The 13,314-nt window shown below is 34.7% G+C and carries 13 protein-coding genes; all 13 read left to right on the plus strand.

Annotated features, from left to right (window positions below):
- Nucleotides 1-119 precede the first annotated feature (119 nt).
- The 13 genes from CLOST_RS01325 (at nucleotide 120) to CLOST_RS01385 (ending at nucleotide 13,313) form a co-directional block, all read left to right on the plus strand.
- A complete protein-coding gene (locus tag CLOST_RS01325; RefSeq protein WP_013360455.1) occupies nucleotides 120-1,679 on the plus strand; it encodes a bifunctional GNAT family N-acetyltransferase/carbon-nitrogen hydrolase family protein in 1,560 nt (519 codons plus the stop codon).
- Nucleotides 1,680-1,915: 236 nt separating this feature from the next.
- Entirely contained in the window at nucleotides 1,916-2,401 is a 486-nt protein-coding gene (locus tag CLOST_RS01330) for a QueT transporter family protein (RefSeq protein ID WP_013360456.1), read from the plus strand.
- A 471-nt stretch (nucleotides 2,402-2,872) separates the two neighbouring features.
- Nucleotides 2,873-4,876 carry a methyl-accepting chemotaxis protein gene (locus CLOST_RS01335; RefSeq protein WP_013360457.1) on the plus strand — a complete coding sequence of 668 codons (2,004 nt, stop codon included), beginning with the start codon at nucleotides 2,873-2,875 and terminating at the stop codon, nucleotides 4,874-4,876.
- A gap of 316 nt (nucleotides 4,877-5,192) precedes the next feature.
- Nucleotides 5,193-6,164 (plus strand): LCP family protein, encoded by a 972-nt coding sequence (locus CLOST_RS01340; RefSeq protein WP_013360458.1) that lies wholly within the window; start codon nucleotides 5,193-5,195, stop codon nucleotides 6,162-6,164.
- A gap of 39 nt (nucleotides 6,165-6,203) precedes the next feature.
- Nucleotides 6,204-6,503, plus strand: coding sequence for a hypothetical protein (locus CLOST_RS01345; protein ID WP_013360459.1), 300 nt, complete (start codon nucleotides 6,204-6,206; stop codon nucleotides 6,501-6,503).
- Nucleotides 6,504-6,541: 38 nt separating this feature from the next.
- Nucleotides 6,542-7,759 (plus strand): MFS transporter, encoded by a 1,218-nt coding sequence (locus CLOST_RS01350; protein ID WP_013360460.1) that lies wholly within the window; start codon nucleotides 6,542-6,544, stop codon nucleotides 7,757-7,759.
- A gap of 46 nt (nucleotides 7,760-7,805) precedes the next feature.
- The gene (locus CLOST_RS01355) at nucleotides 7,806-8,144 is read left to right on the plus strand and encodes a hypothetical protein (protein WP_013360461.1); all 339 of its coding nucleotides are present in this window, start codon (nucleotides 7,806-7,808) and stop codon (nucleotides 8,142-8,144) included.
- Nucleotides 8,145-8,258: 114 nt separating this feature from the next.
- On the plus strand, nucleotides 8,259-9,593 hold the full coding sequence (locus CLOST_RS01360) for a hypothetical protein (RefSeq protein ID WP_013360462.1): 1,335 nt from the start codon (nucleotides 8,259-8,261) through the stop codon (nucleotides 9,591-9,593).
- A 13-nt stretch (nucleotides 9,594-9,606) separates the two neighbouring features.
- On the plus strand, nucleotides 9,607-10,302 hold the full coding sequence (locus tag CLOST_RS01365) for a response regulator transcription factor (protein WP_041487065.1): 696 nt from the start codon (nucleotides 9,607-9,609) through the stop codon (nucleotides 10,300-10,302).
- A complete protein-coding gene (locus tag CLOST_RS01370) occupies nucleotides 10,292-11,695 on the plus strand; it encodes a sensor histidine kinase (RefSeq protein WP_041487066.1) in 1,404 nt (467 codons plus the stop codon). Before CLOST_RS01365 ends, CLOST_RS01370 begins: the two co-directional genes overlap by 11 nt.
- A 210-nt stretch (nucleotides 11,696-11,905) precedes the next feature.
- Nucleotides 11,906-12,250: an ethanolamine utilization microcompartment protein EutS gene (gene eutS / locus CLOST_RS01375; RefSeq protein WP_013360465.1), complete on the plus strand. Its 345-nt coding sequence runs from the start codon at nucleotides 11,906-11,908 to the stop codon at nucleotides 12,248-12,250.
- A gap of 25 nt (nucleotides 12,251-12,275) precedes the next feature.
- Entirely contained in the window at nucleotides 12,276-12,707 is a 432-nt protein-coding gene (locus CLOST_RS01380; protein WP_013360466.1) for a EutP/PduV family microcompartment system protein, read from the plus strand.
- A gap of 3 nt (nucleotides 12,708-12,710) precedes the next feature.
- Nucleotides 12,711-13,313 carry an ANTAR domain-containing response regulator gene (locus tag CLOST_RS01385; RefSeq protein WP_013360467.1) on the plus strand — a complete coding sequence of 201 codons (603 nt, stop codon included), beginning with the start codon at nucleotides 12,711-12,713 and terminating at the stop codon, nucleotides 13,311-13,313.
- Nucleotide 13,314 lies beyond the last annotated feature (1 nt).

Below are 13,314 nucleotides of genomic sequence, written 5' to 3' on the forward strand. Positions count from 1 at the left end.
AGATGCTGTAAGTCTTTAACTAGACCTACGGCATCTTTTTGCATTTTATCTTTTTCAATTCCTGAGTTTGGGGTATATTAGATAAAATAGACATGAAGTTATTCGAGGAGGAAATATGTATGGCAGATATGGATTTATCAAAATTTGAAAAAAAAATAGTACTTAGAAATATAGAAGAGAAGGATATTGATGAAATAATAGAGCTTTCTTTAATTTGCTTTCCAGATATGAAGCCTTGGACTAAAGAACAGCTTAGAAGCCATCTTAGATATTTTCCAGAAGGGCAGTTTTGTATAGAGTATGAGGATAAAATTATAGGCTCGTGCTCTAGCCTTATCGTCAATTTTGACGAGTACGATGTCCAGCATACTTGGGATGAAATTACAGACAAGGGCTATATCAGAAACCACGATTCAAAGGGATACAATCTATACGGAATAGAAGTTATGGTCCATCCTGAATACAGAAGAATGAAAATAGGAAGGCGTCTTTACGATGCTAGAAAGGATTTGGCGGTGAGGCTGAATCTCAAGAGCATAGTAATAGGTGGCAGAATTCCAAACTATCATAAATATTCTGAGGATATGACACCTAGGGAGTATGTGGAAGAGGTAATGGCTCAAAACATCTATGACCCTGTGCTTACCTTTCAGCTTATGAATGGATTTGTACTAAAACGTATAAATAACAACTATCTCAAGGATGACTTTAATTCCATGAAGTATGCAACTCTTATGGAGTGGTCAAACATAGATTATAGACCTATGACTAAAAGAACCTATAAAACTTCGTTTCCAGTTAGAGTTTTTGTAGTGCAGTACATGATGAAGCAGATAAACTCATTTCATGATTTTGCTCATCAGTGTGAGTATTATGTGGATATAAGCTCTGATTATAAATCAGACTTTATAGTATTTCCTGAGATATTTACAACTCAGCTACTTTCGTTTATTGAAGAAAAAACTCCGAGTCTTGCAATTAGAAGGCTTACTAGATATACAGAGGACTATATCAAGCTGTTTACAGAGCTAGCTGTCAAGTACAACGTAAATATCATAGGAGGGTCTCACTTTGTAGAAGAAGATGGAGATATATATAACATTGCATATCTATTCAGACGTGATGGAACTATAGACAAACAGTACAAGCTTCATATTACTCCGAATGAAGAACGCTGGTGGGGGATTCAGCCTGGTCACGAAATTAAGATTTTCGATACTGACTGTGGCAAGATATCTATACTCATCTGCTATGATATGGAGTTTCCTGAGCTATCAAGAATAGTTGCTGAAAAAGGAGCAAATATAATATTTTCGCCGTTTTGTACTGATGATAGACAAGGTTATCTTAGAGTGAGATACTGCGCACAAGCAAGAGCTGTTGAAAATCAGGTATATACAGTTATTGCAGGCACAGTTGGAAACTTAACTGAAGCAGAAAATATGGACATTCAGTATGCTCAGTCTGCTATATTTACGCCTTCTGACTTTGGATTCCCTAGAGATGGAATAGTGGCTGAATGTACTCCAAATATTGAGATGGTTATAGTTGGAGACTTAGATCTGGAAATTCTAAGAAGAAGCAGAAGCACGGGAAGTGTGATGCAGTTTAACAACAGAAGAACTGACCTTTATGAAATAACTGTAAAAGAAGGAAAAAATCCAAGAATTTCTAAATGATAGTTTATTGGTTTGAAAATAAAAATAGTTTTATAGCTATAATTGAAATTTTTAAAAAGGTTATGTAGAGCTTATAAATAATATATTAGGATATATATAATCTTATAATTTTTCATATGTGATATAGAAAAATATCTTAAGGTGTGATACAATATCCTAGCTTTGCAATATATTAAAAAAGAAGTGTTTACTTGGCACCCACTTCTAAAAAATAAAAATCAAGGGAGGTAAATATTTTGCAAAAGTTAAATTCAAAGAAAATGGCAATGATAGGAGCAACAGCTGCTATCTACGCAGTACTGACAGTCGCTATGGCACCTATAAGCTATGGAGCTGTTCAGCTTAGACTTTCAGAAGTAATGACCCTACTGGCATTTGTAGATCCAGTGTTTATTCCAGGACTAGTGCTTGGAAACTTTATAGCCAACTTATTTAGTCCATTTGGACTTCCAGATGTTGTTTTTGGAACTCTAGCTACCTTTATAGCAGTTTTCATGATGTCAAAGATGAAATCTATGCTTATTGCTTCGTTTTGGCCTACAATTGCAAACGGACTTATAATTGGACTAGAGCTTGCTATATTTACAGGAGCACCTTTTGTATCTACAGCGCTTTATGTAGCACTTGGAGAATTTTTAGTAGTTACAGTGCTAGGGTATCCTGTGTTTAAAGTAGTTATGAAAAATAAGACTATACAGAACTTGACTCAAGTGACAGATTAAAAAGTAGATTGTTTTATAATTTTCCTATATAAAACAGTGTTTATAACTTAATCAATCAACTTGCCGCTTTTTATTTATATGAAATGCGGCTTTTTTAGTTTTAAAGAAAAAATTAGTAAGATTTTTTAAAAGTTTTCTAAATATTTAATTTCAATAGAAAAGTTATAGATATTAATAATTACGGTATTTAGCTATAGAATTAATTTTAACTTAGAATTTTACTTAATTAAAAATAAATATATAAAATAATAGGCTATAGTATTGTAAAAACTATTTACAAGTAGTAAAATAGTTACAGAAATATTACTGCAAATGTTTTAATATTCCAAAAATGGTTATAAATAGCGTATATATATTAATTTCAATAAAAACTCTAATCTTTTCTATTTATATGACGATAAAAGAATATAGTTTTTATTCAATTTTAGCAAGAAATGTAGTTCTGGAATTCAATTGTGGAGGGGTGTCAAAATGAAAATGAATCTTAAATCAAAAATAGTAATCATGCTAATTATTCTTATCACTTTGCCAATGTTTGTTATGGGCTTAAGAAGTACTAGATTAGCAGAAGAAAAAATGCTGGAGCAATACCTAGCTTCTATGCAGGAGATAAATAATGCTACTACAACTTCACTAGAAAACGTGCTAGAAGGAAATGCCAAATCACTACAGCTACATGCGGGGAACTTTAATCTTAGAAATATATTAGTGGATCCGACAACAGAGGCCTATTTAGTAGATGCAATAGCTGCTTATAGGGACGTGAATCCAAATGTACTAAATTCATTTGTAGGAACTAGAGAGAAAAAGATGTATATCAGCCCATATATTGAGTTACCAGCTGACTATGACCCTACTACAAGAGGATGGTATCAGGCGGCAGATGCAACAGATGAGGTTATTTGGACTGACCCATATGTAGATGCTGGAACTGGAGAAACTGTAATTACAGCAGCTATAAAAATTCCTCCATCAACTGATGGAACTTCTCCTGGAATAACAGGGATAGATTTACTTCTAAGTTATTTTTCTGAACTTGTAGGACAGGTTAAAATAGGTGAGACAGGCGAAGCTTATATCATAGCAAAAGATGGTATGATATTTGCCCATCCTAATCCAGAAATGATAGGAAAAAATATTAAGGATATAGGGTTTACTGATGAAACCTTAAACACTTATTTTGAAACAGGAAGCGGAACATTAGATTACACTGATGAAGCTACTAAGGATGAAAGATTTATAGTGTATCAGAAATTTACAACTGCAGATTGGATACTGGTAAACAGTGTATCTTATAAAGAAATTACAGCAGTAACTGATCAAATGACTATGAATATTATCACTATTGGGATAATTTCGTTGATAGTTGCTATTTTGATAGGAGTTTTTGCAACTGGTTTTGTAACAAAAGCAGTAAAGGAAATAGAACAAAAGATGAAGCTAGTAGCAGATGGAGATTTTACTGTTACTATGGATGTTAAGAGTAATGATGAAATAGGGAGTCTAGGTAAAAGCTTTAATATCATGATTGCTGAGGTCAAAGACCTTATGACTGCTACGATAGGAGTAAGCGAAGAAGTATTAAAGGCTTCTGAAAACTTGGCGGCTTTTGCTGAGCAGACTAGTGCTGCATCTACGGATGTTGCAAATACTGTTGATGAAATAGCTAGGGGAGCTTCAGACCAAGCTGAAGAAACTGAAACAGGGGTACAGATAGCCAATTCACTATCAGAAAAATTTGAAGGCCTAGCGGATAATAGTAAAGAAATGAACATGAATGCTCAAAGTACTTTAGAAGTTAATGAAGATGGTATTAAGACCTTAGAAGAGCTAAAACAAGCAAGTAAAGTTAGCTTAGAATCCAACGATAGAGTTGAAAAAGCTATAGTTGATTTGGATAAGAGTGCAACTTCTATCAATGCTATACTTGAGACAATAACATCTATAGCGAGCCAGACTAATCTACTTGCACTTAATGCATCTATCGAGGCAGCAAGAGCAGGTGAAGCTGGAAGAGGCTTTGCTGTAGTTGCTGATGAGATTAGAAAGCTAGCTGAAGGCTCAGATAATGCAGCTCAAGAAATTAAAATAATATTAGACAAGATTCAAAATGAAAGTAAGCATACTGTAAATATCATGCAAGAAGTAAAAGGTATATATGTGGAGCAAGAGATGTCAGTTGAAAAGGTTAATTCTGCTTTTGGAGAAATTTCAGCGTCTATTGGAAAGGTTGCTCAGAGAATAGAGGAAATGACGAGCCAAGTAGAAGGCCTTATGACTGAAAAAGAAAAGATAGTAAGTACTATGGAAAATATTTCAGCAGTATCTGAAGAAACAGCTGCTGCATCTGAGGAAGTAACTGCTTCTATGCAACAACAGTCAGATGCTGTAGAGCAAGTTGCGCAGAGCGCATCTGGACTTAGTTCCCTTGCTGCTGAGCTTATGGAAAAACTTTCTCATTTCAAAATTCAATAAATCCTTTGTAATTAAATTTAGTGAAGAAACATTTTCGGACAGTAAGTTTTCTTAGATAAAGAAATATTTCTTAAGGGTTGGAGAAAGTAAAGAGGATAAAATGTGAGAGGCGGTTTTGACTAATATATATAGTCAGAAACCGCCTCTATTGTTATTAAAACAAGCCTCTATTGCTTGTGAAATAGATTTGATTACATTAATAAGCTAGATTTTCATTGCTTTGTTATATTACTGTAATCATTATTTATCTTTACGTATATTTTACTAAGGGGTAGAATATAACTGAATATATAAAATAAATTTTAAAGGTGATAATTTGAAAAAAATCTTGAAATACCTAATAATTATTTTGACCATTTTAATTGTAATAGCAGCAGCTGGATTTTTTGCGTTCCAGCAATATTACCACAATACTTCATATGAAGAATTTGAAGCAGTAGACACTACTGAGCAGTCAGAAGAGGAAAAAGAACAAAGCGAATTAGATGAGAAATATGGAAAGCTAAAGAGAGTTAATATTTTGGTAGCTGGAATAGAAGGCGAAAGAACAGATACCTTGATGGTGTTCAGCTACGACAAAGAAGCCAACATAATAGATATAATATCGGTTCCAAGAGATACCTATGTAGATTATGGCTACGAAGACGCAGGAAGAAGAAAAATAAATGCAGTATATGGATATCCAGGCGCCAAGGGTGGAATCAAAGCGACTGCAAATGTAGTATCGAAGGTTTTATCAGTACCTATTCACGAGTATATTACTGTCGATTACGATGGGGTAGAGGACGTTGTCGATGCTATAGGAGGAGTAGAGGTAGATATTCCATTTAATATGAGATATGATGACCCTTACGCAGAGCCACCGCTTCATATTAATCTTAAAAAAGGCGAGCAGCTACTAGATGGAGAAAAAGCAATTCAGTTTTTAAGATGGAGAAAAAATAACAGTGGAACTCTAGGAGCAGAGGGCGATATAGGCAGGATTAAAAGACAGCAGGAATTTGTTATATCTGCAATAAAAAAAGGGATTCAGCCTTCGAACTTGACCAAGGCTATTACTATAGGGCTTAAAAATACGAAGACGAGTATGGATTTGAAAGAAGCTATGTATTTTGGAACAAAGCTAGCTGGACTTAAGGATGAAAATATAAATGCCTACAGCGTGTTAGGAGAAGATGAAATAATAGACGGAATATGGTATTTTAAGCATGATGCAAAGGCCACCAAGGAGCTAATTCGAAACCTTTATCTAGGGATAAAGCCTATAACAGATGATCAGCAGGACTAATGAATCTTACAATATAAATAAGATAGAAGGATGATGCACATGAATGAAAATGTAAAAATTTTTATTATAGCAACTCTAGTAATTGCATTTGTGCTATTTTTGCCATCGCTGATAGAAAGTGCCAAGCTTCTCAGTCCTGAAGCTGGGTTTGCTGATGAAAAAGCCGCTGAGGAAATACTTGATGATAAAAGCAACAATGAAAATCAGCCTATTTTAGAGGACGATGAAAAAGAAGAAGATAAAGAGGAAGATGAGATATTACCTGAAGAGGAAGTACCGCAGGAAGTAATGCCAGCAGATGAATTTGATATGAAAATTTTGCCTGATGATGATAACTAGACTATAAAGGTTCTAGTACAAAACGGGGGACATCGGTGATGAAGGAAAAACTCAGCAGTAACATAAAAAGTTATTTGACAGCCAATTTTTTGCTTTCATTTTCTGCTGGAGTATTCAGCATGTACGTGGGGATTTTTCTAAAAGAAAGTGGATATGCAGAGGACTTTGTAGGGAATATGCTTTCAGTGCATACTTTATCAACAGCACTATTTTCTCTGGTAGGAGCTTTTCTGATAGGACAAATTGGAAGCAAAAAAAGCTTCATGCTAGGCTCTTTAGCTGTGTTTTTGGGTTTTGCGCTTATGGGAAATACAGTGAATCCATATCTGCTTATATTTTCAGGCATACTAAGTGGACTAGGATTTTCGATGAAGAGCACTGGAGAGGCTATGTTTCTGAGCGAAAACTCTTCTGCATCTCAAAGGGTGCTTGTTTTTAGTCTTAACTTTACTGTTATGAATGCGGGTTTCACAAGTGCAAATTTTCTTGGAGGACTACTGGCGAATTACCTTTCTATAAAGATACCGTATATAGAAGCGATTTTAGCAGTTATAGCACTAGGTGGAGCATTTGCAATAGTGTCCTTCATTCCGATTTTAACAATAAAACAAAACCAGATAACAAAGCGAAGAAACCTAGGTCAGTACCTAGTCGGATATAAAAATATTTTAGCAAATCGCAGTGCTTTAGATTTTCTAATATTTAATGCAGTAATAGGAATGGGAGCTGGAATGGTAGTTCCTTTTTTCAGCATCTATCTTAAATATGCTCTAGATATTCAAGATGCAGTAGTAGGTGGGATACTGTCCTTTTCTCAATTTGGATGTGTTTTAGGTGGCATGCTCATACCGTTGATGGCAAAGAAACTAGGAGAGCATAAGTCAGTAGTGGTATGCCAGCTGTTTTCCATACCATTTTTGATATCCATAGCATTTCCTCAAGGCATAATGTTTGTTGCGATTTCCTTCTTTATGCGCTCGTCTCTTATGAATATGGGAACACCCATAATCCAAAATCTAGGTATGAACCTAGTGCATCCACTAGATAGAGCCAACCTTTCTAGCCTTATGTCTCTTTCGAGCAACCTTACAAGAGCTATAGGAATCGCAATAGGAGGCTACATAATGCATAGATATGATTACAACACGCCTTATTATTTCACAGTAGCTCTTTATTTAGTTGCCACTGTATTATTCATAAAATTATATCAGAGTGAGTTTATAAAAAAATCACCTTGTCCAGACAAGGTAACCTAGTAATTGCTATTTCCTGAAAATATTAGAAAGGCAGGATAATTAAATTATGAAGCTAGCTAACCCATTGTGGTTTAAAATAGTTCTTTGCATTATGTTCATTATGTATACTGTGACATTGATACCTTATATTACGGCTTGGAATTCTATTGCTTATCATTTAGGAATTTATGGTACAGTCTTTTTTATCTGCTATCTTATGATTTTAATATCCATAGGTATGATGCTCAGAGGCTTTAGGACGGGCTACTATATATTTCTAGGAGCCTCTGCTCTTATTCCAGTGATATATTTGCTTCAAGGCACTAATTTTTCTTTAGAACAAGCAATATTAAGACCAGTTATTTTTTGCGGTCTTGTTGCTTTAGGTGTAAATTCAAAAAAGTAAACTCAAAATTAAGTCTGATTTTAGACTTAATTTTTTTGTAAATACATTTTTTTGTAAAAACCTTATAGTGGTATAAGTGATAAAACAATCCCCGAATGTTATGGAGGAAAGAATGTGAAAAAAATAAAGCCCGTATTACTGGCAATGGCAGTTGCGCTAGTGTTCACTGGCTGTACAAATATAGCCACGCCAGAGGAATTGATAGAGCCACCTGAACTGAATCTGGAAAAACAATCCATGAAGGAAGCTCTTGAAAAATTCTTGCCTGAGGATAGTACTACTACAGCTCTTCCAAATCTAGATGGAGTAGACAAGGAGATGGCATTTTCACCTATAGATTTAAACGATGATGGTCAATTAGAGATGATAGCTTTTTATAAGGATAAAAATACTAAGCTTATGGGAATGCTAATTTTATCTAATAAAAGAGATAAATGGGAAAAAATTTCAGATATCAAGCTAAACTCTTTTGATATACTTCAGTTTAAGGTACTAGATTTAGATAATGACAAGAATAAAGAAATAGTGCTGGGAACCTACTCTGATGAGTCCATTAGCTATGGGAAAAAGCTCACAATACTGAGCTTTAAAGATAATAAGGTCACTCCTATATTGGAAATGCCTTATGCTGGGATGGCGCTAGGAGATTTAGATAAGGACGATAGCTATGAGATAGCCATTTTATATCAAAATGAAGAAATGATAGAAAATAGACTTAGAATGATGAGAGTGGCGGGAAACAAAGTATCTAGAATAGATGAGAAAATATTTCCTCAAGGAGTAGATCCCTACTCTATAGCGATAGGAAATATCTATGATGATGAGGAAGTAATCTTTGTAGATTCTTTTTCAGGAATTTATGAAGGGCGTACAGATATTTTCTTCTTTAAGGATAAAAAAATAAAAGACATCGAAGATTATAAAGGGTTTAAGCTTAGTGATAAGTCATTTCCAGTTCAGACTAAGGATGTAGACTCTGATGGAATAATGGAGGTTGGTATACCTTTTTCTCCTCCTGACAACGACCAGCTATATGATCCTCTAAAACCATGGGTGAAGAGCTATTATAAGATAAATAAGGATTCTACTATGAGCCTTGTCAAGCAGATATACGAAGATTACAAGATGAGCTTTTTGTTTGAAATTCCAGACAGCTTTGAAAACAACTACAGCATCACTGGCAATGAAACCTCTGATAAGATTGAAATTAATTTTATAGCTAGTGATAAAAAAGCTTATAAATTGGCTGAAATTAAAATGATAAACAAGACAAAATGGCAGGAAACTGACGAGGTGCTTCAAATAATTTCTGAAACAAATGACGATATTACTGGAGGCAAGGTAGAAGACCTTTCAAATCAGCTCACTGGAAAAGATAAAGAGCAGTATATCAAGATGAGGTCAGATATTTTAAATCTTTCGAATGTTACTAAACCAAGCGGAATTTAGGAGGATATAGAGTATGAAATTAATGGTATTAGAGGATGAATATGCAATAAGGAGTTTTGTTACTCTTAACTTAAAAAGAGAAGGCTATGAAGTTATAGAAGCAGAATCTGGAGAGCAGGCTATAGAGCTGTATAATGCCAATCCAGATATTAAGGTGGCTATTCTTGACGTTATGCTTCCTGGAATAGATGGATTTGAGGTGCTTAAGTATCTTAGAGAAAAAAATCCTCAGATGGGCGTAATTATGCTTACGGCGAGAACTCATGAGCAGGATAAGGTGCTAGGACTTGAGTATGGAGCAGATGATTATATTAGCAAGCCTTTTAGCCCTACAGAGCTAGTTGCTAGAATAAGGTCTCTGATTAGAAGGCTTACAAGCAATCACATAGAAGAAAAACAAGATGTATTAAAAAGCGGACCTTTTACTCTTAATCTATCTGATAGAAAATTTTACAAAGGTGATGAAGAAATTGAGCTGACTCCTAAGGAGTTTGAAATATTAGAGCTATTTTTAAAGAATGCAAAGAAATCTCTAAGCAGAGACCAGATATTAAACGAAATCTGGGGAAAAAACTATTTTGGAGATTTAAAGGTAGTCGATGTAAATATGAGACGAATCAGAAAGAAAATAGAAGATGACCCAGCTGAGCCTAGGTTTTTAAAGACAGTGTGGGGATATGGATATAGGTGGGAAGAGGATGGGATTTAAATCCAGTATCAGAAGCAGGATAATTATAAATTTTGGAGCGATAGTAATTGCTACGGTAGTGGTTTTAGAGGTATTATTTGTTGCCTTTGTCCAAAACTACTATTATGGAGGTGTGGAGCAGATTCTAAAGGATAGAGTTAATATATCTGCAGAATTTTTAAACAGATACTTCACTTATTCATCAGTAGAAGAAAAAGCTAAATTCCTATTTGAAAATAATATATCCTCTTATGACAATAAATTTTTAGTTCAAATTTTAAATAAAGAAAAAATAGTAGTTATGGATTCAAATGGCTTGTCTGAGTTTTCAGTTTTAGAAACTGATGATATAAATGATGCCTTTAACAACAAAATAACTATATATGAAAGCTACAGCGAAATGACAGGAGAAAGGATGCTCTCTGCATCTAGACCTCTTCTAAAATACAACCAGATAGATGGAGTGATACGCTATACTGTATCTATGGAAAAGGTCGATAGGGAAGTAAAAAACTACATTCTCGGTGGACTAGCGCTCGGCGCAACGGTTATAATATTTTTCATGCTTTTAGCTTTGATTATTTCAAAATCTATAGTAAACCCTATAATGAAACTAAATGTAGTAGCAAAGAGCATGGCAGAAGGTAATTTCGACCAAAAAGCCAAGAAAATCTACGATGACGAAATAGGTCAGCTTACAGAAACTATGAACTATATGGCTGAAGAAATACTAAAAACAGATAAAATTAAAAAGGATTTCATTTCATCTATATCACATGAGCTACGAACACCACTTACATCTATAAAAGGATGGAGTGAGACCTTGATGATGGAGGAGTCTGTATCTCAAAATGAAGCTCTAGGCATGGGACTTGGAATCATATCTGGAGAAGCAGATAGACTAAAGGATATGGTTGAAGAGCTCTTGGATTTTTCTAGACTAGAATCCAGCAGGATGAAAGTAGTAAAAAGAAAAATTAATCCAAAACACGTGCTCGAGCAAGTATATAGACAGCTGCAGCCAAGAGCTGCCCATATAACATTAAGCTGCAATAAAATAGGTAAAGATACAATGATTATGGGAGATGAAAATAGATTAAGACAGGTCTTTATAAATCTTCTAGCAAACGCAATTAAGTTTACTCCAGCTGGCGGAAGTGTTCAGATAGAAGCAGAAGGTCAGGATGAGCAAATCATAATAAGATTTATAGACACAGGGCTAGGTATTTCAAAAGAAGATCTTCCAAATGTAACTCAAAAATTCTATAAAGGAAATCAAACCATGGCAGGAAGTGGGCTGGGACTTTCTATAGTAGACGAGATACTAAAGCTTCACGATGCAAAATTCTATATAGATAGTAAGCTAGGAGAAGGAACCACTGTAACAGTTATAATACCAGCAGTTACAGAATAATATAAGATAAATCAAAATATTCAAAAAACTTTTCTTTTAAGTATTGATGAATTGACTTTGTGATGGTAAAATTAGGTAAGTAAAATTTTGTGAGTGCTCCACATAGGCGTGTAGCACATGAAGTCAATGTTTACTAGCAAAGAGGCTAAAAACAGCTTATGTTTTTATGTCTCTTTTTTTATTGTGATTTAACAAGGCGGGAGGGCTTTCATGCAGGATAAAGCGAGAATAATACAAGAATATGTTCCGGGCAAGCAGATAACTATAGCTCACGTTATAGCAAATCCCAAACCAGAGGTATATAAAAAATTAGGACTAGATGAGCATCAAAAAGGAGCTATAGGCATCCTTACCATAACTCCAGCCGAAGGAACGATAATAGCTGCTGATATAGCAAGTAAGGCAGCATCAATAGATATTGGATTCATAGATAGATTCAGTGGAGCACTGCTAATCACTGGTGATGTAGCAAGCGTGGAATCAGCACTTAGTGAGATTATAAATGGTCTTTTTAATATTTTAAGCTTTGCGCCTACAACGATAACCAGAACGTAATTTATATGGGAAGGGTTGTTTAAAATTGAAAAAAGTAATGATAATAGGACGAAGCGGAAGCGGAAAGACAACGCTTATTCATAATATTTTATATGGAAAAAGCAACGCAAAAAAAACTCAATCTATAGAAAGACTACATAACTTAATCGATACTCCAGGAGAATATATAGAAAATCCTAGACTATATAGAGCTATTTTGCTTACTTCCTACGATGTTGACTCTGTAGTGCTCGTCATAGATTCAGAAGAGGATTCATCTATTTTTCCACCTGAATTCGCAAGTGCTTTTAACAGAGAGGTAATTGGGGTAGTAACAAAGATAGACAAAAAGAAGGATTTTTGTAGAGCAGTGGAATTTCTTGAAAAAGCAGGAGTTAAGAAAATCTACTATACAAGCTCAAAGAATCTTACGACAATTGAAGAGTTAAAAAACTACTTACTTGAAGAAGGGGTGTAACTCATGAAAGAAAGTTCTGAAATGATATCCAAAAATATCCTCATCGCCGAAGATGAGCTTATTACCAGAATGGACATAGCAGAAATTATCAAGGAAGCACAGCACAATGTAGTGGGAGAAGCTTCAGATGGGTTTGACTGTATTGAGTTATGTAGAAAGCATAGACCAGATCTCGTAATCATGGATATTAAGATGCCTATACTAGATGGAATAAAGGCTTCAAAGATAATTATGGAAGAGAATATCGCAGGCTGCATAGTGCTGCTGACTGCTTATAACGACAAGGAATACGTAGAGGAGGCAAAAAAAGTAGGGGTTATGAATTATCTTATAAAGCCTATTGATGAAAAATCTATAATCCCGGCTATTGAAGTAGCGCTTAGCAGAAATGAAGAAATGAGAGCTATGAAAAGTGAAGTAGAGAAACTGGAGAAAAAGCTAGAAGATAGAAAAATCATAGAAAAAGCAAAGGGCATAATAATGCATAGAGAAAAAATCTCTGAAGAAGAAGCTTACTGTATGCTCAGAAATATGAGCATGAAAAAACGCTGTAGTCTAAGGACGCTAGCAGAAATTATTGTAAAAACTGAGACAGTTGCAGTTTAGC

It is taken from the genome of Acetoanaerobium sticklandii (assembly GCF_000196455.1).
Lineage (GTDB): Bacteria > Bacillota > Clostridia > Peptostreptococcales > Filifactoraceae > Acetoanaerobium > Acetoanaerobium sticklandii.